Raw genomic sequence first — 25447 nt, 5'->3', positions numbered from 1 at the left:
CCATGGCACTGCCCCTGCTCGAAGATCACCGTGACCTGGCGGAAGCGGTAGCCGCATTCGCGAACCGCTTCGGTGGAATCGCCGACACGCGCAGCAACGTCAAGCGGTACGCCGCCGGTGATCGGCCGGACTCGTGGGATGGATTGGTCCGTCAGGGACTGCACGCAGTGCACCTGCCGGAGCAGTACGGCGGTGACGGGGCAGGTCTTGCCGAACTGGCGGTGGTAGTCGAGCAATTGGGTGATGCGCTTTACCCGGGACCGTACGTTCCGACGGTCATCGCCAGTGGGATCCTCGCAACAGCTGCCGGCCCGGCTGCGGAATCAATGCTGATCGAATTGGCCACCGGCGCAACCGGAGCAGTCTGCACCGGCGTGGGATTGCGCGCGGCTCGCAGCGATGCAGGGTGGACCGTGAGCGGTTCTGCCGACCCGGCTCTAGGTCTACCCGGAGCCGATGTCGTTCTCGTGCAAGCGAACAGCGAAGACGGCGAGTTGTGGTTCCGGCTCGAGCAGTCGTCTTCCGCTGCGGTGGAGGTCGAAGACGGAGTGGATCTGACACGCTCGATCGGGACGCTGACGTTGACCGATCACAAGGTCGACGCTGGGCTGATCGTCGAGGGTCTCCAGGCGCACCGAGTCGAACTGATCGTCAACACGGTGTTGGCTGCGGAGGCGAGCGGTATCGCCGGGTGGGCGCTACGCACCGCGGTCGACTACGTGAAGTCCCGGCAGCAGTTCGGCCGTCCGGTCGGAAGCTTCCAGGCAGTTCAGCACAAGGCGGCCATGATGCTGGTCCGCTCCGAGATTGCCTGTGCCGCAGCGTGGGACGCAGCTCGGTCCGAAGAGCACGGCGAGGATCAGCAGAGACTTGTCTCGGCTCAAGCTGCGTTGGCCGCTTTGCCCGTCGGCATCGAGAACGCCCTCGAATGTGTCACGTTGCTCGGCGGAATCGGATTCACTTGGGAGCATGACGCGCATCTGTACTGGCGCCGGGCAATCAGTATCGCTGCGGTGGCGGGTTCCGAGGTGAAGTGGGCACACACGTTGGGAGACCGGTCCGCCGATTCGGAACGGGATTTCTCCTTTGTAGACCCGGACATGCTGCCTGAACTACGAGAGCAGGTTCGCAGGGTTCTGGACGAGGTTGCGCTGCTGCCCGACGACGGAACCACCAGCGCCAGTTGGGCGCCGGCCAAGGGGAGCGCTCGACGCGCCCGATTTGCCGACGCCAAACTGGTAGCCCCGCACTATCGGGCGCCGTACGGGCTGGGAGCAGGACCGAGAGAACAGGCCGTCATCGCACACGAATTCGCGATGCGAGGTTGGGCTCAACCGTCCACGGTGATCGGGGAATGGGTGCTGCCCACGATTCTCGAACACGGCAACGCCGAGCAGCAGGACAGGTTCGTCGAGCCTTCGCTGCGCGCCGACATCATCTGGTGCCAGCTGTTCAGTGAGCCGGGCGCGGGATCAGACCTGGCCGGTCTGAGCACGAAAGCGCGCAAGGTCGACGGTGGCTGGGTCCTGTCGGGTCAGAAAGTGTGGAACTCGGGCGCGCACGAGGCCGATTGGGGAGTATGCCTGGCGCGTTCCGACGCCGACGCTCCGAAACATCGTGGGCTGTCGTACTTCCTGGTCGACATGACCTCGAAAGGTATCGACGTACGTCCGCTGAAACAAGCCACCGGTAAGTCGGAGTTCAACGAGGTATTCCTCGACGACGTCTTCGTCCCGGACGACTGCCTGGTGGCGGAGCCGGGGCAAGGGTGGAAGCTTGCTGCGACAACGCTGTCCAACGAACGCCTGAGTATGGGCAGCACGCTGCACCACGGTTCGAGTCGGCTGTTCCGTCAGGTTATCGCCGACGCGAGCCACGACTGCCCTCGCGAAGACGCAGTGGAGGGCCTCGGCCGCAGTATCTCTCGTGAGTTGGCACTGTCCGCGATGAATCTACGCGGGGTGTCGGCGCGACTGGCGGGTCAGGAACCGGGCGCCGAGATCAGCGTGTCGAAGGTGTACAACGCCCTGGCGCAGCGCGAGGGCTCGCGGGACCTGTTGCGACTGCTCGGACCGCGCGCCGCCGTTGTCGACCCGTCGGCGAATTACGCGATAGACCACATCGGACTTCCCTCGATTCTGTTCGGCGGCGGAACCGTCGAAATTCAACTCAACGTCATCGCGCAGCGCGTACTCGGCCTGCCGCGTTCGTAGATCTTAGGAGTTTCACCATGTACTTGGATTTGTCGGAGGAGTCGAAGACTCTGCGCAAGGAATTGCGGGCGTACTTCGCGGAGATCATCAACGACGAAGACCGCCGTGCTCTCGTGGATCAGACCGAAGGCGGCCCCGTCTTCGATCGCATTCTGCGCCGAATGGGTAAAGACGGTTGGCTGGGCTTGGGGTGGCCGGAGGAATTCGGCGGTCGGGGCGAGAACCCCGAAGCTCTGTACGTGTTCTACGACGAGGTGATTCGCGCCAATGCGCCGCTGTCGCTGGTCACGCTGAACACCGTCGGACCCGCTCTGATCAAGCACGGGACGCAAGCTCAGAAGGACTTCTTCCTGCGTCCGATCCTGGCGGGCGAGTTGATCTTTGCCATCGGCTACACCGAACCCAATGCGGGCACCGATCTCGCGGCCCTCGAAACACGCGCCCGCATCGAGGGTGACGAGCTTGTCATCAACGGCAACAAGATCTTCACCAGCGCCGGTGTGTTTGCCGACTGGGTCTGGCTTGCCGTTCGCACCGATCCCGACGCGCCTACGCATCAGGGCATTTCCGTGGTCCTGGTACCGACCAGCTCGCCGGGGTTCTCGGTCACCGAAATTCATACCGTGGGCGGAATCAGCACTTCGGCAACCTATTACGAAGATGTTCGGGTGCCGATCACCAATGTCGTCGGTGAGCTCAATCAAGGGTGGAAGCTCATCACCAACCAGCTCAACCACGAACGTGTTGCCCTGGCGGCACGCGGTGGCATAGCCAACGAGCTCTTTGCCGAGGTGGTCGAATGGGCAAAGACCGAACCCGCCGGTGACGGCCACGTCTACGACATCGGCTGGGTACGTGAGAAATTGGCGGAAGTCTACGCGCTGCTCAGTGCTGCCGACCTGATGAACCTACGACTGGTGGCGGACGTCGCCGCCAACACCTTGGGCGGCGGGGATTCGGCCGCGGCCAAGATCTTCGGTACCGAAGCCGTCGTCAGTGCGTACGGCATGCTGCAGGAAGTGCTGGGCGCCAAGGGCTTACTGCGCCCCGGCACACCCGGAGCGGTACTGGAAGGGCGGGTCGAGAACCTGGGTCGACGCGCACAGAACAACACCTTCGGCGGTGGAACCAACGAAGTGATGCGTGAAATTGTCGCCGCAAAATGTCTGGGCATGGCGCTTGCTGCGCGTCGCCGGCCCGCTGCACAGAACGAAAAGAGCTGACATGGAATTCGAATTCGACGACAACTTGTCCGCCGTGCGGGATCTGAGTGAATCGATCTTCTCGGCGAAGTCCGGAGTGGACCGACTGCGGGAAGTGGAGGGCGCCGGCGGTTTCGACGCCGAACTGTGGAAGCTCCTCGCCGATTCCGACGTTCTGGGGATTGCTCTGCCAGAGGAGGTCGGGGGAGCGGGACTCGGAATGCTAGGCCTGGCAGCGGTGCTCGAACAACAAGGCCGCCGGGTCGCCCAGGTGCCGCTCTGGTCGGTGATTTCGACGGCAGCGCTGCCGATTGCCGAGTTCGGCAGAAAGGAGCAGAAAGCGTCGTGGCTTCCGGGACTGCTCGACGGCTCGGTGGTCGTCACCGGCGCCTTCGACACCGGTTACAACGCCGAGACGGCGGTTCGCGCCGAGCCGGCGCCTGACGGTTGGGTTCTGTCAGGCCGCGTCGACTCCGTACCGGCCGCCGAGTTCGCTGCCGCACTGGTGGTTCCGGTGACGATGCCGGACGGCAGTGTCACCGTGATGATCGTGCCGACGGACCGGGACGCGCTGGTGCGTACACCGCTTGCGGTGACGAACCGCGAGAGCAACAGCGCTGTGCAGTTCGACGGGGTTGCGGTTACTGCAGCTGACGCACTTCCCGCGGACGGCGCGGTGGTTCGAGACTGGACGTTACGACGTGCGCGGGTCGCTCTGGCGGCCCTGGCTACCGGCGTCTGCGAGGAAGCGCTGGCGATGACGGCGAAATACACCTCCGAGCGAGTGCAATTCGGACGTCCACTCTCGACCAACCAGGCAGTTGCCGTCCGGGCCGCCGACGCGTATCTCGACACCGAGAGCACAAGATTGACCACCCACCGCGCTGCCTGGCTGATGGACAGCGGAGTCGAGAGTGAAGCGGAAGCGGCTGCGCTGGTCGCCAAATGGTGGGCGTCGCGTGGCGGTTTGCGCGTGGTGCACGCGACCCAGCACATGCACGGCGGAATCGGCGCGGATGTCGACTATCCGATTCACCGCTATTTCCTGTGGGGACGGCAGATCGCCTTCACTTTGGGGAGCGCGGGGGCGATAGGCGCCGAACTCGCCGATCAGTTGGAGATCCGAGCCCAGATCGGGGCGTCGGCGTGAATATCTGAGTCGACAGGTTCCAGTCACGGGCAGCGCGTCGGCAATCATCGCGCTACTCTGCCCTTCGTGAATCGCACCAGTTCGTTCATCAGGCCGTTGGTTCCGCGGGACCCGCACGAGCCGCACCGGGTGGCGACGCCGCTCGAACTGCTCACCGACCTCTGCTTCGTCGTGGCGGTCGCTCAAGCGGCCACCGGTCTGCACCACGCGATCAGCGAAGGGCATGCGGCTTCGGGCGTCGGGCACTTCGCGATGGCGTTTTTCGCGATCTGGTGGACGTGGCTGAATTTCACGTGGTTCACCTCGGCGTACGACAACGACGACGGAATCGCCCGGCTGCTGACCATCTTCCAGATCCTCGGATCGCTGGTCCTTGCAGCCGGCATCGTCCGCTTCTTCAACGACGACGCCCTGCTGATCATCGTCGGCTACGTCATCATGCGAATAGCCCTGGTCATCCAATGGCTCAGGGTCTCGCGGAACGACCCCGAACATGCGCTCACGGCGCGTCGATACGCTCTCGGAATCGTGTTGGTCCAGATCGGTTGGATCGGTTTCTACTTCGTGCCGTCCGCCGTTTACGTCCCGACGTTCCTGGTGTTGGTTCTGTGCGAATTCGCGGTACCGATCTGGTCGGAGAAGCCGGGCATGACGCCGTGGCACCCGCATCACATCGCGGAGCGGTACTCGTTGTTCTTCATCATCGTTCTGGGCGAGACGATCCTTTCGACCACCATCGCGATTCAGGACGCGGTCGACGGTGAGCATCCGGCAGCGCAGGTCACCTACGTCGTGATCGGCGGCATTCTGATTGTCTTCAGCCTGTGGTGGTTGTACTTCCAACGCAATGCAGGCGAAGTGATCGGCGGTGACAACGTCTCACCCTTCGTCTGGGGGTTCGGTCACTACTTCATCTTCGCCGCCGCTGCCGCCATCGGTGCGGGGTTGGCCTCGCGCGTCGACTTCTGGACTCATCACGGTGACGGCAGCGCGTTGGTGACGGGTGCTGCCGTCACCGTTCCGGTCGCGGTCATCCTTGCCGCCTTGTGGTTCATCCACATTCGACTACACGACTCCTCGGTACGCACCCTCGTGCCGTTCTCGGTCGCGATAGTCGTCGTGCTCGGTGGTACCTACACCGCGGTGCCCGAACTGGTCGCGGGACTGGCCTGCGCCGCGCTGTTGGCCGTGGAACTGATTCTGACCGAGGGCAAATCCGAAACCGTCTGAGCGCTCATTCGGCGGCAAGGAATATCGCCTTGGTGACGGCGACGGTTTCCAACGGTCCCTTCGACGGTCCGACCAGCACGGTCCACCGATCTTCGGAACGATCTATCGGATAGCTGCTTTCGGACCACACGATGGGGGTATCCGTCCCTTGCCCTCGGCAGGAGTAGGCGCCCGCCAGGCTTGGGTTCGATTCGGGAGAGGGCCACGAACCGCCGTGCCGGACGCGGCAGAGGAGGCCGTTCTCGAGTTCGAGCCCGAAGGGAGTCGGGTCGGCGGGCGGCGGATAGGCCTCGACGCCGTCCACGCCTCGAGCGGTGATCAGTTCTGTTCCCCAGGGAAATTGCAGGCAGAGAATCGAATCGGGCTCCGGGCCGACCCAACACGCGTCCGCGCCGTCAGCGGTGATTCCGCAGGTGATGACTCCCGGCGTGACAGCCGACTGTGATGCTGCGTAGCACTCGCTGATCTTCATGGCCGGTGTTTGGACGCTCCAACCGGATGTGGGTTTGCCGGAACCGTCGACGGCAACAAGATTCACGATCTCGGTCGGGGTACCGCCTGCCGATGATCCTGCAGTCGCAGGCAAGCATCGGCAGAGGACTATGCGGGTGATCGTTCCCTCATCCGCCTTCTTGCCTTCGGGTGTGAAGGTGATGCGATAGCCGGTTCCCGCTTCGGTGTCGGCCGGAAAGACTGCGACCGATTCCCCGTCGGAATTGGTTGTGGCAGTGAAGGGACCGTAAAGTTCGGCGGCACGCTGCATCTTCTGGCCGACGGTCAGTCCGTCCAGTGTGGCAGCGCCGGTCCGGGGCGCGATTTCGACGAGAACGCCGTCGGTGAAGGTCAATTCGCAGTCCTGCCATTGGACGACCACTGTTCCGGTCTTCGATACCGGCGCAAGGTCGCCGGCGGCTTTCCGCGTTTCCTCCTCCGTCATGCCGATCCGAAGGTTGCGGAAGCCGCTGGTGGAGAGTCGCTCCCGTGCGGATTCGGGATCCGAGGCAACCGCCAGCCGTGCGGTGAGTTGCGCCGCGTTGGCAGCGTCGATCGCCATGCCCCCGGTTGCGTCGGCGATGCACTTCAGCTGGGCGGACGCAGCGGCGTCGAGCTTGAATCCGATGGTGTGGATGGTCAGGTCAGGATCGTGGGGCATCGCTTCGGTGGACTCACACGGAGGTTCGGTCGAGCAGGTGTCCTCCCCGTCGGAGACGAGGATGATCGTGCGCTCACCATCGGCGGGGAGTGCGGCGGCGGCTTGTTGAAGCGCAGCCATGATCGGCGTGTATCCCGACGCGGACAACCCGTCGATTCCCGCTGCGAATGCATTTCGATCGAGTGGTCCGAGTGGCACGACGGTCTTGATGTCGCGGCAACCCGCGACCTTCTCGGCGTCGCTGCTACCCGTGGCGGTGCCGTACGCGATCAGACCGAGCGCAGCATCGTCTGGGAGGCCACTGACGAGAGTGTGAATCGCGTTCTTGGCGGCATCGATTCGAGGACCGGGAGCGTCGTCCTGCTTCATCGACCCCGAGGCATCCAGCACGATGACGGTAGGCGCCGTTGCGCTCACTTCTGAAGCTGGATCAGCAGTGACACTTACCTGCTGGGTCCCGCCTGCTTCTTTGGGCCCGCCACTGCCCTGCGTCGAACACCCGACGGCAATGATCGCAGTCGCCGCAATACAGATCGCCACACGAAGACGCATGGAACGAGGCTACGAGCTGACGTGGCCGGCCAACAGTCGTCCGAACGGACGACACTGGCTCAGCGAATCGCGAGTCGCTCCTTGCGGAGCTTGTCGACCTCGGGCAGATGCAGGGGTTCAAGCTCGTTCACACCCAAGGCGCGCATGAGCAGGAGGTCCGCGAGTTCCGGATTCCGGGCCAAAGCGGGTCCGTGCATGTACGTCCCGATCACCGAACCCTGCACGACGCCTTCGAATCCGTCGCCGACGCCGTTTCCGACACCATGGGTGACACGTGCGAATCCAGAGGCTGAGCTACCCAGAGTTGTTCCGCCGCGGTGATTCTCGAAACCTGAGAGGGGCGCGGTGAGTCCGTCGATCAGCGGCTTCGTGATGACTTCGCCGATGGAACGCTTCTCCTGCGGCGAGGTTGTGACGTCGAGCATCGAGACACCGTCGACGCGTTCGCCGCTGGAGGTTTCGTACCAGTTGCCGAGCACCTGAATGGCAGCGCAGATCGCCAGAACCGGTGCGCCACGCTCTGCGGCGCGTTGCAGACCAGGGTATTTCGCGAGATGACGCGTTGCGAGGCGCTGAGCGGAATCCTCGGCGCCACCCAACGTGTACACGTCGAGCGAATCGGGGACCGGATCGCTGAGGGTGATGTCCACGATTTCGGCGTCGTAGCCGCGCATCCGCAGACGCTGACGCAGGATCAGGGCATTGCCGCCGTCGCCGTAGGTGCCCATGACGTCGGGGAGTACCAGACCGATGCGAACTGTCGAGTCAGACATTGCGAGACTCCTTCGCGATGGCAGTGTTGAGGTCACGGAAGGCCGTGTAGTTCGCCAGTACCTCCACACGTCCGGGAGGGCAGGAAGCGATGGCGCGCAACGGGTCCGGGTCGAGAGTGTGCTCGACGCCCGCGTACGTGAGGCGAACTGCCAGATCTGTTCCGCGTTCACCGGCGGCCACTACCTTGACACCTTCGAAGTGCTCGAACTTCACGTCCCACAGCCAGGAGAGGTCCTCGCCGTCCGGCACCTGACCGTTCACCGCGATGACCAGACCGTCCACCGTGGGATCGATCATCGACAGCGCTTCCTGCCAGCCGGCGGGATTCTTCGCGAGCAGCATGTGAACGGAGTGCGGTCCGACCTCGACGGTGCTGTATCGACCTGCGACTTCTTGAACCGTCGATGCGGCGGCAACTGCCCCGACCGGATCTGCACCCAAAGCCGCTGCAGCCGCTACGGCCTGAGCTGCGTTGCCGCGGTTGGCTTTTCCGGGGAGGGTCAACGTCATCGGAATCTTCAGGCCGTCGGGGCCGTAGAGATTGTCGTCGTCGAGCCACCAGGTCGGCTCGGGCCGCGCGAAGTCGGAACCGGTACTGCGCCAGTGCTTTCCCTCCCACACGATGGGTTCGCCGGTGCGCGGGCAGCTGACGGAATCGCCGGCCCAACCGCCGCCGGCAGCAACCCACACGACGTTGGTGGCGTCGTATGCCACGGAGGTGACCAGTACGTCGTCGCAGTTGGCGACGATCACCGCATTCGGATGCGCGTTGACGCACGCGCGCAGTTTCCGTTCGATCATGTTGATCTCGCCGACCCGGTCGAGCTGATCGCGGCTGAGATTCAGCAGCACGATCACTTCCGGGTTCACGGCGTCGGCTACGTGGGGGACGTGCAGTTCGTCGACCTCGAGTGCCGCCAGCGTCGCATCGGTACGCGCGGCCAGGGCGGCCACGATCCCGGCATCCATGTTGGCGCCGTCGGCCTGCGTGGCGACGTCACCGAGTGTCGCGAGCGCTGCGGCGGTCATACGTGTGGTCGTCGACTTGCCGTTGGTGCCGGTGACCACGACGGTGCGCTTGCCGCGTCCGAGCTGAGTCATGAGCGTCGGGTCGATCTTGAGGGCGATCAGCCCGCCGATCATCGAACCCTTGCCGCGACCGGCCTTCTGCGATGCCCAAGATGCTGCTGCGGCAGCTCGCATGGCGAGCTTTCCGCGCGCTGTGATCGATAGTCCAGTTCCCACGGCCCGAGTTTGGCACAGGGCGTCGTCAGACGCCGAGTCGCGCCGGTGGTGAGGCTGCAGGTGTGTCCGAGAAAACAGTGTTCGCGGGCTTACGCCTCATCTGTGCGGCACTCGCTCCGGCGATCACGATGACCGCCCCGACCAGTGACAACGGGCTCGGATCCTCGTGCAGGAACAGCCAGGACGCGCCGATTCCCACGACTGGCACCAGCAAGGAGAGCGGCGCCACCATGCCGGCGGGATAGCGGCCCATGAGCATCGTCCAGAGCCCGGATCCGGCGATGGTGCCGAGCAGAATGATGTAGGCCAGCCCGACCAGCGACGGCCAGGCGTCGGCGCTGAATGCGGTGCCGAGTGCGTGCCAGCCGACTGTGGGGCCTTCGACCACGGCTGACAGTACGAGCATCGGTAACGGCGGGATGACACACATCCACAACATCAAGCGCATCGGTGCAGGCTCGCCGACGGTGTTCGCCGCAGCCAAGCGGCTGCCGAGATTGCCGAACGCCCAGGACAGGCCGCCGAGGAGCGTGAGGATGACGGGCAGCAGTGCCGCGTGGTGCGAGCGGTCCCAGCCGATCAAGGACATCCCGCCAACGGCGACGGCGATACCGGAGACCTGCCAGACGCTGAGCTTCTCGCGGAGCAGGAAAGCGCCGAGTAGGACGGTGAACGGTGCTGACGACTGCAGGACAAGTGATGCAAGGCCCGTCGGCATCCCCGAATGCATCGCCCAGAAGAGGAAGACGAACTGGCCGAATCCGAAACCGAATCCGTAGAGCAGCAGCCAACGGAGCGGCACCTGTGGACGCGGCACGAAGATGACCACCGGAATCGCGATGATCAGAAACCGCAGCGCTGCGAAGAAGAATGGCGGGAAATGATCCAGGCCGACGCGAATGGCCAGGAAGTTCAGACCCCACAAGACGATCACGGTCAGGCCGAGGAGACGGTCGCGGGGAGTCATGCGTTAATCGTGAGCCTTACGAAGCATCAGAACAAGCGAATATAGATGCACTATCCATGTAGTTTTGCTACATGGATATTCGTCACCGTATGGATGCCACGCGCCTGCGAATCCTCCGCGAGCTCGCCGACCGAGGAACCGTCGGCGCTACTGCTCTCGCCCTCTCGATGACGCCGTCCGCCGTCTCGCAACAACTCAAGATCCTCGGACGAGAAGCGGGGGTCTCGCTCCTCGAACCGGACGGGCGCACGCTGCGCCTCACCGACGCGGGTCGAGCGCTGGTGCTTCGCGCCGACGACGTGGTGGCGGCGCTAGACCGGGCGGCGGACGAGATGGCGTCGTACCGAGGCTCGCCGCGGGGAAAGGTGCGAGTCGCGTTCTTTCCCTCCGGCGCGGCGCTCCTGCTGCCCGGTGTCCTGACGGCGCTGAAGAACTCGGACGTGGACATCGACGCCTACGACGTCGACAAACCGGCGTCCGCCGTCCCTGGACTGTTGGCCGATCACGATGTGATCCTCACCCACCGTGACGAACGCGGAGCCGAGACGTCGTTTCCCCGGGTCAGCGTGCAACCGCTGATGCGTGAACCGATCGATCTGGTGCTGCGGCCTGATCATCCACTTGCCGAGCAGGATTCGGTCCGGCTGGAACAATTGGCCGACGAGAACTGGATAAGCGTGCGCGGCGGGTTTCCGGTCGACGACGTTCTGCTGTCGGTTGCGTCGGTAACCGGCGTCCAGCCTCGCGTCGCTCATCGGATAAACGATTTCCGCGTCATCGAAGAGCTGGTGGCGGCGGGCCACGGCGTGGCTTTGATGCCGCGATACGCGATCACGCATCCCGGAGTGTCGAGGAAACCGGTGGCGGGAGTGCGCGCTGCACGAGTTTATGAATTAGCAACTCGGTTACACGCCAACCGCAGTCCGGCTATCGGAGTCGTGCTCGACGCCTTTCGTGACGTCGCGCGTGCTGTCGGTGAATGAAGGCTGTCGGTGAATGAAGGGCTGTCGGTGAATGAAGGGCCGTCGGTGAATGAACGGCTGTCGGTGAATGAGCAGCTGTTGGTGAATGAACACAAAACGGGAGCGACACGATTAGTGTCGCTCCCGTTTCGGTAGTGCAATCCTCACGGTTTAGTGAGGGTCGCTTAGTGAGGGCCGGTATCAGGCGAGAGCCTTGGCCTTCAGTGCTGCGAATTCTTCTTCACTGATGGTGCCGGCGTCGAGAAGTGCCTTTGCATCTGCGATGGATTCGGCCGGGGACTTTCCGGCAACCTCACGGATGTAGCTGTCCTGTGCGTTCTTGACCTGCTGTGCAGCCTCGAGGGACCGCTGTGCCATTCCGTCACTGCGAACGATCAGGTAGACGAGCGAGGTGAGCAGCGGAATGAAGAACAGGAAGACGATCCAGATTGCCTTCACCCAGCCGGAGGTCTTGTGATCGCGGAACAGGTCGGTGATGATCGAGAAGAGCAGGATCAAGTACGCGATGAACGCGAAGCTGATGATGATCAGCCAGAGGAAGTCCCAAAAGGAATCCATTGTCGAGCTCCATTTCACAAGTCGGATTTGTCTGAGCTGACTATCTCACGCGCACGTGGCGTCTGCATCATCCTCGATGGGTGAATTCTTTTTGTTAACTTCGCTAACCGACTCTTTCGGGACCAATGTCATGCCGAATCGAAAACATCGACCGAAAATCTTCAGTGCTCTGAAAACGACCCTGGCCCCACCCGAAAATCGGGTGAGACCAGGGATTGTTCACGAGTCAGGAGCTGAGTGTCAGCTGGCGCGGTTCACTGCCGAGACCACAGCGCGCAGCGAGGCCGTCGTGATCGACGTGGCGATACCCACACCCCAGACGACGGTGCTCTGACCCTCCGGGCCCGTCACGGCGCACTCGACGTAGGCCGCGGCCTGGGCGTCGTCACCGGCGGACATCGCGTGCTCGGAGTAGTCGAGGACACGAACGTCGAAGTTGATGCTTCCCAGCGCGTCGACGAAGGCAGCGAGCGGGCCGTTGCCGGTTCCCGAGATCTCCTGTTCCTTGCCGTTCACCTTGACGATCGCGGTGATCGCATCGGTGCCGCCGTCCTCCTCGGACGCGGTGACCTTCTGCTTCATGCGCTCGAGCGGGGTGATGGGAGCGAGGTACTCCTCGTGGAAGACGTCCCACATTTCCTTCGGCGAGACCTCGCCGCCCTCGCCGTCGGTGATCTTCTGGACCGACTGCGAGAACTCGACCTGCAGACGACGCGGCAGCACCAGACCGTGATCGGCCTTCATGATGTATGCGACGCCGCCCTTGCCGGACTGCGAGTTCACACGGATGACGGCCTCGTAGCTGCGGCCGACGTCCTTCGGGTCGATCGGCAGGTAGGGGACCTGCCAGAGAATGTCGTCGACGTCGGAGTTCTGGCTGTCGGCGTCGACCTTCATGGCGTCGAGGCCCTTGTTGATCGCGTCCTGGTGGCTGCCGGAGAACGCGGTGTAGACCAGGTCGCCGCCGTACGGATGACGCTCGTGGACGGGCAGCTGGTTGCAGTACTCGACTGTGCGACGGATCTCGTCGATGTTCGAGAAATCGATCTGCGGGTCGACGCCGCGCGTGAACATGTTCAGAGCGAGAGTGACCAGGCAGACGTTGCCGGTGCGCTCACCGTTGCCGAACAGGCAGCCTTCGATGCGGTCCGCGCCGGCCTGGTAGCCCAGCTCGGCTGCAGCGACACCCGTGCCGCGGTCGTTGTGGGGGTGCAGCGACAGGATGACCGAATCGCGGCGGGCCAGGTTGCGGTGCATCCACTCGATGGAGTCGGCATACACGTTGGGTGTAGCCATCTCGACGGTGGCGGGCAGGTTCAGGATGACCGGGTTGGCCGGCGTCGCACCCAGGGTTTCGGTGACGGCGTCACATACTTCCTTGGCGTACTCGAGCTCGGTGCCGGTGTAGGACTCGGGCGAGTATTCCCAGCGCCAGTTCGTGTCCGGGTACTTCTTCGACTCGGCGAGGACCAGTTCGGCGGCGTCGGTGGCGATCTTCTTGATCGTGTCCTTGTCGGCGCGGAACACGACGCGGCGCTGGAGAATCGAGGTGGAGTTGTAGAAGTGCACGATCGCGTTCTCGGCACCTTCACAGGCCTCGAACGTGCGCTTGATCAGCTCGGGACGCGACTGCGTCAGCACCTGGATGGTGACGTCGGACGGGATGGCGCCGTCCTCGATGATCTCGCGAACGAAATCGAAGTCCGTCTGGCTCGCGGACGGGAAGCCGACCTCGATCTCCTTGTAGCCCATACGAACCAGGAGATCGAACATACGACGCTTGCGCGCCGGGCTCATCGGATCGATCAGCGCCTGGTTGCCGTCGCGCAGGTCAACGGCACACCACTGGGGTGCTCGGTCGATGATCTTGTCCGGCCAGGTGCGGTCGGGCAGCGTGACCGTCTCGACCTCTTCGGCGAACGGGCGGTAGCGGAACGTCGGCATCGACGAGTTCTTCTGCGTGTTCCACGCAGGCTGGTCGGACGGTGCCGGCTTCGTGGGCGGGGTGATGGTGCGAGTGCCGGTGGTGAATGCGTCAGCGGGGGACATGGGTGTGATCTCCAGGATTGTGGACCCGGCCTGTTGACCTGTTGGTCAAGACCATGAGTCCGGAAGGCTTGGTCGACCGGCGCACAAAAACCCCGCGGCGGGAGGCCAGTCTGGATCAGACCCCGTCGCGGCAACCAAGAAGGAGTGCGCGCTGCATGCACAGCACTCTACTCCTGGATTTCGCGAGAAATCGGTGGGGTTCGCCCTCATGTCCAATTTGTCGCCGAATTGTGCTGCCGTTTCGGCCCCGAAAATGGTGGACTGTCGTCCATGGATCCCCGAATCGCCGTGGCGAGCACGTACCTCGACGCGCTCCGCAGTCACGATGGCAGTTCCGTACCGCTGGCTCCGGACGCGGTACGCCACGAGGTCGGGCTCAAGACCGGATTTTCGGGGAATCATTTGCGGCGCAGCCTTTCCGGAGGTCCTCAGTATCGCGTGATCCGCGACATTCGTGAGGTGGAGTGGACGGTCGACGGGGACGACCTGACGGCTGACTACCTCCTCGACGCCGGGTTGTTCGGGCGGAACCTGATGACCGTTCGGGTTACCGAGACCTTCCGGATACCCGCTGACGATCACCGCATTCACCACATCACCGCGAAGATTCGACCGGCGCGCGCCAAGCACACGTGATGCGCTCGATCCGCTGGATCGTCTGTTCACTGCTGATCGTTCTCGCTGGTCTCGGTGCTGCCGGCTCGGTGCTCGCGCTGTTCGTCCACACCCAGGTGAACGACACCGACAGTTACGTCGAGACGGTTGCCCCGTTGGCTTCCGAACCTGCTGTCCAAGCGGCTGTCGTTGATCGGCTGACCGAGGAACTGACGCAGCGGTTGGACCGGTTTCCGCAGGTGGTGACGAGACAAGCCGAGAAACTTGTTCGGGAGGCGGCTCAGTCGTTGGTCTCCAGCGACCAGTTCGCGACGCTCTGGACCGCGGCCAACCGTCAGGCGCACGCGCAACTTGCTGCGATGGTGACCGGCAGAGCCACCGACGGCATCGTTCGGTCCGACGACAGCGGAACAGTCACCTTGTCCCTCGAGCCGATCATGACAGAACTGCGGACGAACCTCCGCGATCGCGGATTCACCGTCGTCGATCGTCTTCCGACGTTCGATCCGCAGTTCGAGATCCTGCAATCCGACGAGCTGGTGCGGGCCCAGGACCTCTCGAACACTCTCGACCGGGCAGCGGCCTGGCTGCCGTGGGTGTCGCTGGCCTGTGCGATCGCGGCCGTCGCAGTTGCGCCGAGGAGAATGCGCGCACTGTCCCTGGTCGGGCTGGCGACGGCGGTGGCGATGATCGCCCTGTTGGTGGCGCTGGCCGTCGTGCGGCGGGTCTATTTACAGAATTCAGACATACCGTCATCTGAGGCGGCAGTCGCGGTGTACGACGCGCTGGCAGTTTCGCTGGTCAGCAGTATCCGCGTGCTTCTCGCCTGCGGAGTTGCCGTCACGGTGGTCGGTTACGTTGCCGGTGGCTCGCGTTCTGCGACGTTGATGCGATCGCGGATCTCGCAACTGATCCCGCGCGGATCTGAGGCGAACAGCAGTACGCATCGGGAAGTCCCAGGACCACCTCGGTAAGCTCGACCTCTGGTATCTGTAAACAATTTCGACCTGGAGGTAGAAACGCGTGGCTCTCGTCGTCCAGAAGTACGGCGGATCCTCGGTGGCAACCGCCGAGCGCATCCGACGAGTCGCTGAACGGATCGTCGAGACCAAGAAGGCCGGCAATGATGTCGTCGTCGTGGTGTCAGCGATGGGCGATACCACCGATGAGCTGCTCGATCTGGCTCAGCAGGTGTGCCCTTCCCCGCCGGCCCGTGAAATGGACATGCTGCTGACCTCGGGTGAGCGCATCTCCAACTCCTTGGTAGCGATGGCAATTCACTCCCTCGGCGCCGAAGCTCGTTCGTTCTCGGGCTCACAAGCCGGAGTCATCACGACCGGCAGCCACGGAAACGCCAAGATCATCGACGTCACGCCGGGCCGTGTTCGCACTGCGCTGGACGAAGGCTCGATCGTTCTGGTCGCCGGATTCCAAGGCGTCAGCCAGGACAGCAAGGACATCACGACGCTCGGACGCGGTGGCTCGGACACCACTGCCGTGGCGTTGGCAGCTGCACTCAACGCTGACGTCTGCGAGATCTACACCGACGTCGACGGCGTTTTCTCCGCCGATCCGCGCATCGTCCCCGACGCTCACCGCCTCGAGACGGTTTCCTTCGAGGAAATGCTCGAACTCGCAGCGTGTGGTGCGAAGGTGCTCATGCTCCGGTGCGTCGAGTACGCCCGTCGTTACAACGTGCCTGTGCACGTCCGTTCGTCATACACCACCAAGCCCGGAACAATCGTGTCCGGATCGATGGAGGACATTCCTGTGGAAGAGGCCCTGATCACCGGAGTCGCGCACGATCGCGGCGAAGCCAAGATCACCGTTGTCGGATTGCCGGACACACCGGGACACGCTGCCAAGGTGTTCCGCGCAGTCTCCGATGCCGAGATCAACATCGACATGGTGCTGCAGAACATCTCCAAGGTGGAGACCAACAAGACGGACATCACCTTCACGCTTCCGACGGCCGACGGCCCCCGCGCCGTCGAGATCCTGACCAAGCGTCAGGAAGACATCGGCTTCACACAGATCTTGTTCGACGACCACATCGGCAAGGTTTCCCTGGTCGGCGCCGGAATGCGGAGCCACCCGGGCGTCACCGCCACGTTCTGCGAGGCGCTGGCCAAGGCAGACATCAACATCGACCTCATCTCGACCTCTGAGATCCGCATCTCAGTGCTGGTCAAGGACACCGAATTGGACGACGCTGTACGTGTCATCCACGACGCTTTCGGGCTCGGTGGCGAAGAAGAAGCAGTAGTACACGCTGGAACGGGACGGTAATTTCTCATGACGACTCTCGCTGTTGTCGGTGCGACCGGTCAGGTCGGCATCGTCATGCGCACTTTGCTCGAAGAGCGGAACTTCCCCGCGGACAAGGTGCGGTTCTTCGCATCTGCACGCTCCGCCGGTAAGAAGCTGCCCTTCCGCGGCGAAGAGATCATCGTCGAGGATGCGGCCGCCACATCGGATGAGGACCTGAAGGGCATCGACATCGCCCTGTTCTCAGCCGGTGCGACGCTCTCGCGCGCCCAGGCTCCGCGCTTCGCTGCTGCCGGCGCGACCGTTGTCGACAACTCTTCGGCATGGCGCAAGGATCCCGAGGTTCCCCTCGTGGTCAGCGAGGTCAACCCGCAGGACACGAAGAACCTGGTCAAGGGCATTATCGCGAACCCCAACTGCACCACCATGGCAGCGATGCCGGTGCTGAAGGTTCTGCACGATGAAGCCGGTCTGCAGCGTCTGATCGTCTCCAGCTACCAGGCCGTGTCCGGTAGCGGCATCGCCGGCGTCGAGGAACTCCTCGGCCAGGTGCGCGCCGTAGTCGGAGACGCGGAGAAGCTGGTTCACGACGGCAGTGCCGTCGACTTCCCCGCCCCGAACAACTACGTCGCCCCCATCGCGTTCAACGTCCTGCCGCTGGCAGGTTCGCTGGTCGACGACGGAAGCGGCGAGACCGACGAGGATCAGAAGCTCCGCAACGAGAGCCGCAAGATCCTCGGACTTCCCGATCTGTTGGTTTCGGGTACGTGCGTGCGCGTTCCCGTCGTGACCGGGCACTCGCTCGCGATCAACGCAGAGTTCGCCAACCCACTCTCGGTTGCTCGCGCCAAGGAGATCCTCGCCGACGCTCCGGGCGTCGAGCTGGTCGAGGTTCCGACGCCGCTGGCCGCTGCCGGTGGCAACGCGTCGCTGGTCGGTCGTATCCGTCAGGATCCGGGTGTCCCGGAGGGACGCGGACTCGCGCTCTTCGTTTCGGGCGACAACCTGCGTAAGGGTGCCGCGCTCAACACGATTCAGATTGCCGAGCTGTTGGTCGGCTAGATCTTTCGTTCGGTACCGGCCCCGCACCTAGGTGTGGGGCCGGTGTCGTTTCGACAGGCGCTCTAGTCGAGTTCGGAAATGGCGACCAGGCCACCGAGGTACTCGGCATCCGAATACGCTTTGGCGAGTAGCGCTCCGAGCTCACCGAGAGCTCCGTTGTCGCTGCCGTACGCAACAAACATGCCCGCTTCGGGATCGGTGCCGAAGCGGCCCTCCAGATGCGGTGCATCGCGGCCTACCACTGCGTGGGCGACCGACGCCCAGTCGTAACCGGAGCCTTCGAAACCCTCTACCTGCTCGAATATCGATGCCACCTTGCCGAAATGCTGGTCGGTGAGCATCAGTGACCAGTTGCCCGGAGACGTTTCGAAAAGCTGTAGCGGTTCGATCGATGGTGATGTCATGCGTGCATTGAAGCAGATCCGACCGACAGGTTTCAGTCGGCCGCTAACGCCCGACCGATTGTGCGAGAGCCACGGCAAAACTGGAAAGTCGTTCTCGGGTATAGGTTTCGGGATCACTGACGGCCAGTCGTCCGAGCATTTCGGCGAACGACATCATGGTGTGTGCGAGGAGAACCGGATCAAGGCCTTCGAGCTTCGACTCGAGGGCAATCCCGGCGCGGGCCAGTTCTTCGGCGCGGGCGAAGACAGCTCCGCGAGAGAGCTTCAACAAGCCGTGATACTCGCTGGGGGCGTTCTCGACAGACGTCAGAATCAGGCGCCAGCGCGTCGGGTTCTCCAGTACGGCGTCGACGAAGGCGCCAACGGTCCCGGTGTACGACGCCGCTGGGCCGAGTTCGCTCAGATCTGTCGGCATGGTTTCGAGCACCTGAGCGATGGCTCGCTCGTGCTCGCGGCGCAGCAGTGCAGCGACGAGATCGGTCCTGGTATCGAAAATCGTGTAGAGGACGGGCTTGCCGACACCGGCTTCGGCAGCGACGGATTCCATGCTGAGGTTGTGCAGGCCAACGCGGCCGGTGACCTCGAATGCTGCGTCGAGGAGCTGCTCGCGACGTTGCTCGGGCGCCATGCGAGGGGCGTACTTGCGCCGCGGTGTATCCGTTGCGTCAGCTTGTGACCTGGTCATCGTGTGCATCACCTCCGCTCTCACCCTAATCTGCCTGCCACTTCTTCGTGAATAATACGCAACCGTTGTATTCATCGTCTGCAATTGTTACGGTGGCGTTGTATTCGAATGGTGCTCAGTGAGGCGCCTCTGCCGAGATCTCGAGGAGAACAACCGCTATGACAGCGTCGACCTCTTTAGTGCCGAATGATCTGCTGCTCCATCCCTCCACGTACGATCGGCCGGAGTTCGACGCGACCACGCGGAGACTGCTGGGCGCGACCGTCGACTGGTTCGAGGCGCGTGGAAAGAACCGACTCCTGGCCGACTATCACGACAAGATCTTCTACTCCGATTTCCTCGATTTCGCGGCGAAGGAAGGTCTGTTCGCCACATTTCTGACGCCCGCCCGCGACAGTGGTGGCGACTCTGACAAGCGCTGGGATACCAGTCGTATCGCCGCGCTGTCCGAGATCCTCGGCTTCTACGGACTCAACTACTGGTACCCGTGGCAGGTGACCATCCTCGGTCTCGGGCCGGTGTGGCAGAGCGACAACGAGACGGCAAGGGCGCGAGCAGCTTCCGCTTTGGCTTCCGGAGGCGTTGCGGCATTCGGACTGTCCGAGAAAGAGCATGGCGCGGACGTCTACTCCACGGACATGGTCTTGACGCCCAACGGCAGCGGCGGGTACCTGGCCAGCGGTTCGAAGTACTACATCGGAAATGGCAACTGCGCCAACACGGTCTCTGTCTTCGGCCGTGTCGACGGAGTGGAGGGCACTGATCAGTACGTCTTCTTCTACGCCGACTCGGACCATCCGGCATTCACCGTGGTGAAGAACATCGTTCCGGCCCAGATGTACGTAGCGGAGTTCTCACTCGTCGACTATCCCGTTGCGGCAGAGGATATCCTGCATACCGGCGAGGCAGCATTCAGTGCCGCACTCAACACCGTGAACATCGGAAAATTCAACCTGTGTTTCGGCGGAATCGGTATGTCGACTCATGCCTTGTACGAGACGATTACCCACGCGCACAATCGAATCCTGTTCGGCAATCCCGTCACGGCGTTCCCACACGTACGACGTGAATTCGTCGACGCGTACGCGCGCCTGCTGGCGATGAGGCTCTTCTCGGATCGTGCGGTGGACTATTTCCGCACCGCATCGCCCGAGGACCGCCGCTACCTCTTGTTCAATCCTGTCACCAAGATGAAGGTGACAACCGAGGCACAGAAGGTGATCGGACTGCTCTCCGACATCGCTGCGGCAAAGGGCTTCGAGAAGGACAGCTACCTCGCGGTGGCCAAGATGGATGTCGACGGGCTGCCCAAGCTCGAGGGGACCGTCGCCGTCAATCTCGCCCTGATCGCCAAGTTCATGCCGGCGTACCTCTTTGCCCCCGAGTCATTTCCGGCGATTCCGACGCGTAACGACGCAGCCGACGACGAGTTCCTGTTCCGTCAGGGCCCGGCACGGGGGTTGTCCAAGGTTCGATTCGACGACTGGCGAGCGGTATACGCGAAGTTTGCGGATGTTCCCAACGTTGCACTGTTCGTGGAGCAGGCAGAAGCGCTCGTGACCCTTCTAGCCGAAGCTGCACCGGATGCGGCGCAGCAGGTCGACTTGGACTTCGGCCTTGCGATCACCGAACTCTTCACCCTCGTCGTCTACGGCCAGCTGATCCTCGAACAAGCCGAGATCTTGGGATTGGACGAGGGACAGCGGAGCGATGGGGTGCTGGATCAGATCTTCGATGTCCTGGTCCGCGACTTCAGTGCTGCAGCGGTGGAGTTGTACGGAAAACCCAGCGCCAGTGAAGATCAGCAACGGTTGGCACTCGCATCTATTCGGCGCCCCACGTTCGCGGCGGAGCGATTCGAGTACGTCTGGCAGCAAGTAGTCGCCTTGTCTGGTGCCTACGAAATGAACGGTGCCGGCTCAACGAACGGGGAGGAATGAAATGTCTGAACTGACGATGAATCGACCGCGTGAGGATTACGGCTTCTTCGGCCCAGGATCACCCAGTTGGAAGATCTGGGCCGCGCCGACAGCGCTGATCGGGTTCCAGCGGTCGGTGGTGCTCGAGCACTTCGACCCCTTCTTGGCTGCCGCAGTGGCAGACATGAGCGGGATTTACAGCGATCCGGCCGGGCGACTCGACCGAACCTTGGCGTACTTCCTGACCGTCGCCACTGCCGACGGGCGGACGGCATTGGCCTTGTCCGACCACCTCATGACAGTTCATGCTCAGGCCACGGGCATTGAACCGATCACCGGAACTCGTTACAGCGCAAACAATCCGGCGTCACAACTCTGGATCCACGTGACGGGTTGGCATTCGGTGCTCAAGTGCTACGAGATGTATGGGCCGGGCCCGCTTTCAGCTGTCGAAGAGCAGCGGTACTGGGAAGAATGCGTGATCGCTGCCGAACTACAGACATGCAAGACCTCCGACGTTCCACGCTCCCGAGACGAGGTACGTGAGTACTTCGCTGAAGTCAGGCCCAGATTGTGTACCTCCGAGCGTGCCAACCGGGCGATGCACTACTTGTTGAGAACACCGAGAGCGCAGGGGAAGACGAAGTTCGCGACATTCAGCCGATTGGTCGCGCCGGCCACTATCGCGACTTTGCCCGGCTGGATGCGAACGATGGGTGGGTTCGATCAGCCAGCGTTGTTGGACAGAGCAATTGCGCCCGCGGTGCGAACGGCAGTCCGGTTGGGTAGTTCACCGAAGAACATGACCACTGCTCTGAAAGTCATTGCGCCGATGACGGGCAAGGTGTTGGAGCGCCACCTGCGTGACGAGCAACCCCTGGACCCGAGAGTTGTCACGCCAGCGGAGATTCGGGAGCGATTCCCGCGAGCCGCCAAGGTTGCGCAGGCCGTCTGACGGGTTCGCCACGGCCTGTTGGCACCGCATCGGGGGGATCTCTTCGATGCGGTGCTCGGCCGTGTTCTGTTGTGCCTGAGGTTCGTTCTCAGGTTTTGAATGTGGTGTTCGCCGGGCGCGGTTGCTGCCCGGGGTCGATCGAGGGCGGGGGAATGAACCAGGGTTTGTTGTCGACTCCTATTCGGATTTCCCATTTCCCGACGAACCCTGATTTTCGGTGCATCAGCCGGTGATGTGAACGGCACAGCAGGACCAGGTTGTTCATCACCGTCGGGCCACCGTTCGCCCAGTGCCGGATATGGTGCGCATCAGTCCAGGCGGGCACGCATGTGCAGCCCGGGAAGGCGCAGCCTTTGTCTCGGGCGATGAGGGCGACGCGTTGTTCGGCGGTGACCAACCTCTTCCCTGGTTTCGCATCGAGCGGCGCGCCGTGATCGTCGAGCAGAACGGTCGAGAGGAAACAATCACACCCGAGAAGCCTGGTCTGCGACACCGACAGTGGCCCGAGCCAGGGCATGTGCCCGACATCAAGATCCGACACGGCCACTCCACCACCATCAGTTGGTGTGGCGGCGCAGTCCCGATGCTCAGCGAGATCACGAGCATTGATGTGCACGTTCACGTGCGGACGCTGACCACCATCGGTACCGGTTTTCGCGCAGTCCAGATAACGCCGGATCAGTTCCGTGAACCCGTCCGCGGTCCGTTTCGCCGCCGACCGAGAATCCGGGGTTCCATCGGGTGCCGGGGTGGGCATCGTCAGATTCGACAACGCCGACAACAACATTTCACCGGTCAGGGCGTCGAAATCACCACGCACCACCACCCGACCATTGAGCGTCGACGCGATCCGCAACTCGTTGAGATCGACATCCTCGGCGGGCGGAATCTCATCCGACTCGAACAACCTCTCCAACGTCGCGATCACGTTCCGCACCTTCGTCGTCGTCGCCTCCACACCCGACGCAGCCGCAAGCAGTAGGTCGATACAACGAGGGAGCGCCTCCTCCGGCATGCCCTTCGGTGGTGATTCACAGAACGCCACGATCAACACGGCATGCTCGAACGAGCAATCCCCGCCATCGAACCGAGCAGCCACCGCCGGAAACGGCCGCAAAGCAGCACCCAACGCGGCGATCTTCTTCCCGTCCCGAACCTGCAGCATCGTGTTAGCCGCCAACCAGGACCCCACACCGCGGCTCGCAATCACCTGATCATCCGGGCGCAACGACAACTCGTCCACCACCGCCACACGCACAGCTTCGAGACGAAGAATCTCCGCACTCGCCTCGACAGCAGCAGCGCGCAACTCGGCAGCAGACAACCGCCACAGGCGTCCGCGTAACCCCACCGCAGAACCAGACACCACATCCGACAACAAGACACTCATTGAATCCCCCGATCCCCTCCCCAAAGGATACTCGAACATGCGTTCGAGTCAAGGGCATATTCGAATCTTCGGCTTCTCGCAAAGCTGCAAGAGTGCATCCGTTGTCCGCAAACGTGTTTCGCCGGGACGGAGGAGGTCGTCGAGTACGGCGACCGGTGCGGTGGGGTAAGGGTCGCCGATTCTCGAGCTTTGGTTGGAGAATGTCGTTGGTGTTTGACCGTGCGAGCACGCGGGTAACCCGCTCCGGATGCCGTCAGCGTGAGGGGGCCGTGAGTGGACGAGTCACACAAGATCCGTCGCCGATCGTTTGTTCAAGGGCTTGGCCTGCTGGCCGGTCTGAGCGCGTTGTCCGCTGGATCAGCGACGGCTCGACCACCTGATGTCGATCCACTGCGCCCGTTCCAACTTCCGTCGCCCCGTCTGGAACCGTTTCGGGAGACCCTTCCTGTCCTGCCGGGCATTTCGGGTGGCAACCTGGAGCTTCGTGCGGCATCGTCGATGCACCGATTCCATCCGGACCTACCGTCGTCGCCGTCGCTGGGTTACGGCGGAATGGATTATCTGGGCCCCACCATCGAAGCTCACGTCGATCAGCTCGTCACAGTCCGATATGCCAATGACATTTCTGCGTATCCGCTTGCCGCGGATGTCGATCCGGGTCTGCACGGCGTCAGCGACCTCGACCGCACACAGGTCCCCACCTCGCTTCACCTGCACGGAGGAGTTACTGCACCGCAGTTCGACGGGCATCCGGAGCTGATTCAGCGTCCGGGCGAAGGTTTGGTTCACGAGTACACGAATGGTCGTGCCGCCGGCAATCTTTGGTATCACGATCACGCCATGGGAATGACGCGCCTCAACGTCTACGCCGGGCTGGTCGGGATGTATTTTCTCCGTGACGACGCAGATACAGGCACCACCGGGAATTCTCTCGGCTTGCCGTCCGGCGAATTCGAGCTTCCGATGATTCTGCAGGACAAGGTCTTCACCTCCGACGGTCAACAGAGTGTCCGTTCCACGTGGCTCACTCCGCAGGGTTCCTGGGATCCGGCGACTCCCGGTGACGTGGGTGTAGTGAACGGCGTCGTGTGGCCGAAAGTGGAGGTGGCTCGCGGACTGTACCGATTGCGACTGCTCAATGCCGCAACCTATTCGGTGTGGAATCTGCACTTCGCAAATCGTATGCGGTTCTGGGTGATCGGTTCCGAAGGCGGTTTTTTGGCCGCTCCTGCGCCGACGGATCACGTCCGGCTGAGTCCGGGTGAACGCGCTGATCTGCTGGTCGACTTCAGCATGCTCGAGCCGGGCACGACGGTGGAATTGCGCAACGACGAACCGGTACCCCTTGCGGTGGCGCAACGCGGCACACAGGTGATGCCGGTCTTCTGTCGGTTCGATGTGGGCAGCGCAAAGGGATTCACCGGCTCGATCCCGCAGCAGCTGAATTCCGTTGCTGCCGAACCGGCGTCCCCGGATATGGTGCGAAATCTCACGATCATGCAGCTGTCGCGTCCCTCGGATTACCCGTCGATCACTATGTCGCTCAACAATTTGAGGTTCACCGATTCGGATATCGAACTGCCACGTCAGGGAGCCGTCGAGCAATGGAATCTGATCAACATCACCACGGAACCACATCCGATTCATCTGCACTTGGTGGCGTTCCGCGTTGTGGGACGCCAAAGCCTCGACACTGCAGCACTGATGCAGCGGTATCCGGTGCCTGACTTGGGGGTCCGGTGGACGCCGTCGGCCGAGGAATTTGTGACCTCTTCGCTGCGGCCTCCCGAAGTGTGGGAAACGGGGGAGAAGGACACTGTCATCGTGGATGCCAACTCGATCACCCGCGTGATCGTGCGCTTTCCGACGGCCGACGAGTTGGGCTTCGATCCGGATGCAACTTTCGCGAGAGGTTCCATGGCAGACCACTCGGCACACGGAGAAGCCGGTATGGGGGACCTGCAGGGGTACGTCTGGCACTGCCACATGCTCGATCACGAAGACCACGACATGATGTTGCGATATCGGGTGGTGACGTAGCCTTCAAGGGGAGAAAAGTTCCCAGAGGAGGCA

At 62.8% G+C, this 25447-nt stretch carries 21 protein-coding genes; 12 read left to right on the top strand and 9 right to left on the bottom strand.

Annotation, left to right across the window (positions count from 1 at the left end; genetic code table 11):
- Positions 1-2: 2 nt before the first annotated feature.
- From M1L53_RS14245 to M1L53_RS14230, 4 genes are all read left to right on the top strand, one after another.
- Entirely contained in the window at positions 3-2213 is a 2211-nt protein-coding gene (locus M1L53_RS14245; RefSeq protein ID WP_047271590.1) for an acyl-CoA dehydrogenase, read from the top strand.
- 17 nt (positions 2214-2230) lie between these two features.
- Positions 2231-3436, top strand: a complete 1206-nt coding sequence (locus tag M1L53_RS14240; RefSeq protein ID WP_047271591.1) for an acyl-CoA dehydrogenase family protein — start codon at positions 2231-2233, stop codon at positions 3434-3436.
- Between the two features lies 1 nt (position 3437).
- Positions 3438-4565: an acyl-CoA dehydrogenase family protein gene (locus M1L53_RS14235; protein WP_054188602.1), complete on the top strand. Its 1128-nt coding sequence runs from the start codon at positions 3438-3440 to the stop codon at positions 4563-4565.
- Positions 4566-4631: 66 nt separating this feature from the next.
- Entirely contained in the window at positions 4632-5795 is a 1164-nt protein-coding gene (locus M1L53_RS14230) for a low temperature requirement protein A (protein WP_047271595.1), read from the top strand.
- A gap of 4 nt (positions 5796-5799) precedes the next feature.
- Here M1L53_RS14230 and M1L53_RS14225 read toward each other — a convergent pair whose 3' ends face one another.
- From M1L53_RS14225 to M1L53_RS14210, 4 genes are read right to left on the bottom strand one after another with little or no spacing between them, the layout of a single operon-like run.
- A complete protein-coding gene (locus M1L53_RS14225; RefSeq protein ID WP_054188601.1) occupies positions 5800-7500 on the bottom strand; it encodes a VWA domain-containing protein in 1701 nt (566 codons plus the stop codon).
- A gap of 59 nt (positions 7501-7559) precedes the next feature.
- Complete coding sequence (locus M1L53_RS14220; protein WP_007731510.1) at positions 7560-8273, bottom strand: type 1 glutamine amidotransferase; 714 nt, start codon at positions 8271-8273, stop codon at positions 7560-7562.
- Positions 8266-9519, bottom strand: coding sequence for a MurT ligase domain-containing protein (locus tag M1L53_RS14215; protein ID WP_003943457.1), 1254 nt, complete (start codon positions 9517-9519; stop codon positions 8266-8268). Before M1L53_RS14215 ends, M1L53_RS14220 begins: the two co-directional genes overlap by 8 nt.
- Positions 9520-9544: 25 nt before the next feature.
- Positions 9545-10486, bottom strand: a complete 942-nt coding sequence (locus M1L53_RS14210) for an EamA family transporter (protein WP_054188600.1) — start codon at positions 10484-10486, stop codon at positions 9545-9547.
- Between the two features lie 89 nt (positions 10487-10575).
- Here M1L53_RS14210 and M1L53_RS14205 point away from each other — a divergent pair, with 89 nt between their 5' ends.
- Positions 10576-11469 carry a LysR family transcriptional regulator gene (locus tag M1L53_RS14205; RefSeq protein ID WP_003943476.1) on the top strand — a complete coding sequence of 298 codons (894 nt, stop codon included), beginning with the start codon at positions 10576-10578 and terminating at the stop codon, positions 11467-11469.
- Positions 11470-11649: 180 nt separating this feature from the next.
- On the opposite strand, the gene M1L53_RS14200 is transcribed toward M1L53_RS14205, so the two are convergent.
- On the bottom strand, positions 11650-12027 hold the full coding sequence (locus M1L53_RS14200) for an SHOCT domain-containing protein (protein WP_003943489.1): 378 nt from the start codon (positions 12025-12027) through the stop codon (positions 11650-11652).
- 240 nt (positions 12028-12267) lie between these two features.
- Positions 12268-14076: a 2-isopropylmalate synthase gene (gene leuA, locus M1L53_RS14195; RefSeq protein WP_003943488.1), complete on the bottom strand. Its 1809-nt coding sequence runs from the start codon at positions 14074-14076 to the stop codon at positions 12268-12270.
- A 270-nt stretch (positions 14077-14346) separates the two neighbouring features.
- Between leuA and M1L53_RS14190 the strand changes: the two genes are divergently transcribed.
- From M1L53_RS14190 to M1L53_RS14175, 4 genes are read left to right on the top strand one after another with little or no spacing between them, the layout of a single operon-like run.
- On the top strand, positions 14347-14712 hold the full coding sequence (locus M1L53_RS14190; protein WP_003943492.1) for a hypothetical protein: 366 nt from the start codon (positions 14347-14349) through the stop codon (positions 14710-14712).
- Complete coding sequence (locus tag M1L53_RS14185; protein WP_007731502.1) at positions 14712-15665, top strand: hypothetical protein; 954 nt, start codon at positions 14712-14714, stop codon at positions 15663-15665. The genes M1L53_RS14190 and M1L53_RS14185 overlap by 1 nt, the downstream gene beginning before the upstream one ends.
- A 49-nt stretch (positions 15666-15714) precedes the next feature.
- Positions 15715-16980: an aspartate kinase gene (locus tag M1L53_RS14180; protein WP_003943494.1), complete on the top strand. Its 1266-nt coding sequence runs from the start codon at positions 15715-15717 to the stop codon at positions 16978-16980.
- A gap of 6 nt (positions 16981-16986) precedes the next feature.
- On the top strand, positions 16987-18021 hold the full coding sequence (locus M1L53_RS14175; protein ID WP_054188599.1) for an aspartate-semialdehyde dehydrogenase: 1035 nt from the start codon (positions 16987-16989) through the stop codon (positions 18019-18021).
- 62 nt (positions 18022-18083) lie between these two features.
- Here the strand turns inward: M1L53_RS14175 and M1L53_RS14170 are convergent, their stop codons facing one another.
- Together M1L53_RS14170 and M1L53_RS14165 are read right to left on the bottom strand one after the other, a co-directional pair.
- Entirely contained in the window at positions 18084-18425 is a 342-nt protein-coding gene (locus tag M1L53_RS14170; RefSeq protein ID WP_003943507.1) for an Imm51 family immunity protein, read from the bottom strand.
- A gap of 43 nt (positions 18426-18468) precedes the next feature.
- The gene (locus M1L53_RS14165) at positions 18469-19119 is read right to left on the bottom strand and encodes a TetR/AcrR family transcriptional regulator (RefSeq protein ID WP_007731498.1); all 651 of its coding nucleotides are present in this window, start codon (positions 19117-19119) and stop codon (positions 18469-18471) included.
- A gap of 149 nt (positions 19120-19268) precedes the next feature.
- Here M1L53_RS14165 and M1L53_RS14160 point away from each other — a divergent pair, with 149 nt between their 5' ends.
- On the top strand, positions 19269-21050 hold the full coding sequence (locus M1L53_RS14160; protein ID WP_054188598.1) for an acyl-CoA dehydrogenase: 1782 nt from the start codon (positions 19269-19271) through the stop codon (positions 21048-21050).
- A 1-nt stretch (position 21051) separates the two neighbouring features.
- On the top strand, positions 21052-21984 hold the full coding sequence (locus tag M1L53_RS14155; protein ID WP_080961232.1) for an oxygenase MpaB family protein: 933 nt from the start codon (positions 21052-21054) through the stop codon (positions 21982-21984).
- Between the two features lie 88 nt (positions 21985-22072).
- Here the strand turns inward: M1L53_RS14155 and M1L53_RS14150 are convergent, their stop codons facing one another.
- Positions 22073-23374: an HNH endonuclease signature motif containing protein gene (locus M1L53_RS14150; RefSeq protein ID WP_142006321.1), complete on the bottom strand. Its 1302-nt coding sequence runs from the start codon at positions 23372-23374 to the stop codon at positions 22073-22075.
- 273 nt (positions 23375-23647) lie between these two features.
- Here M1L53_RS14150 and M1L53_RS14145 point away from each other — a divergent pair, with 273 nt between their 5' ends.
- Positions 23648-25414 carry a multicopper oxidase family protein gene (locus M1L53_RS14145; protein ID WP_054187013.1) on the top strand — a complete coding sequence of 589 codons (1767 nt, stop codon included), beginning with the start codon at positions 23648-23650 and terminating at the stop codon, positions 25412-25414.
- Positions 25415-25447: the final 33 nt, after the last annotated feature.

The organism is Rhodococcus sp. T9N (assembly GCF_024436645.1).
GTDB lineage: Bacteria > Actinomycetota > Actinomycetes > Mycobacteriales > Mycobacteriaceae > Rhodococcus_F > Rhodococcus_F qingshengii.
The sequence above is the reverse complement of the archived record's forward strand: the minus strand, read 5'-3'. Positions and strand labels throughout refer to the sequence as shown.

Bases quoted from the DNA above. Each gene is read 5' to 3' on its own strand.
- M1L53_RS14200 (WP_003943489.1), bottom strand. From the start codon at position 12,027: ATGGATTCCTTTTGGGACTTCCTCTGGCTGATCATCATCAGCTTCGCG.
- M1L53_RS14175 (WP_054188599.1), top strand. From the start codon at position 16,987: ATGACGACTCTCGCTGTTGTCGGTGCGACCGGTCAGGTCGGCATCGTC.
- leuA (WP_003943488.1), bottom strand. From the start codon at position 14,076: ATGTCCCCCGCTGACGCATTCACCACCGGCACTCGCACCATCACCCCG.
- M1L53_RS14240 (WP_047271591.1), top strand. From the start codon at position 2,231: ATGTACTTGGATTTGTCGGAGGAGTCGAAGACTCTGCGCAAGGAATTG.
- M1L53_RS14245 (WP_047271590.1), top strand. From the start codon at position 3: ATGGCACTGCCCCTGCTCGAAGATCACCGTGACCTGGCGGAAGCGGTA.
- M1L53_RS14220 (WP_007731510.1), bottom strand. From the start codon at position 8,273: ATGTCTGACTCGACAGTTCGCATCGGTCTGGTACTCCCCGACGTCATG.
- M1L53_RS14185 (WP_007731502.1), top strand. From the start codon at position 14,712: ATGCGCTCGATCCGCTGGATCGTCTGTTCACTGCTGATCGTTCTCGCT.
- M1L53_RS14155 (WP_080961232.1), top strand. From the start codon at position 21,052: ATGTCTGAACTGACGATGAATCGACCGCGTGAGGATTACGGCTTCTTC.
- M1L53_RS14210 (WP_054188600.1), bottom strand. From the start codon at position 10,486: ATGACTCCCCGCGACCGTCTCCTCGGCCTGACCGTGATCGTCTTGTGG.
- M1L53_RS14170 (WP_003943507.1), bottom strand. From the start codon at position 18,425: ATGACATCACCATCGATCGAACCGCTACAGCTTTTCGAAACGTCTCCG.
- M1L53_RS14205 (WP_003943476.1), top strand. From the start codon at position 10,576: ATGGATGCCACGCGCCTGCGAATCCTCCGCGAGCTCGCCGACCGAGGA.
- M1L53_RS14160 (WP_054188598.1), top strand. From the start codon at position 19,269: ATGACAGCGTCGACCTCTTTAGTGCCGAATGATCTGCTGCTCCATCCC.
- M1L53_RS14225 (WP_054188601.1), bottom strand. From the start codon at position 7,500: ATGCGTCTTCGTGTGGCGATCTGTATTGCGGCGACTGCGATCATTGCC.
- M1L53_RS14190 (WP_003943492.1), top strand. From the start codon at position 14,347: ATGGATCCCCGAATCGCCGTGGCGAGCACGTACCTCGACGCGCTCCGC.
- M1L53_RS14235 (WP_054188602.1), top strand. From the start codon at position 3,438: ATGGAATTCGAATTCGACGACAACTTGTCCGCCGTGCGGGATCTGAGT.
- M1L53_RS14150 (WP_142006321.1), bottom strand. From the start codon at position 23,374: ATGAGTGTCTTGTTGTCGGATGTGGTGTCTGGTTCTGCGGTGGGGTTA.
- M1L53_RS14165 (WP_007731498.1), bottom strand. From the start codon at position 19,119: ATGCACACGATGACCAGGTCACAAGCTGACGCAACGGATACACCGCGG.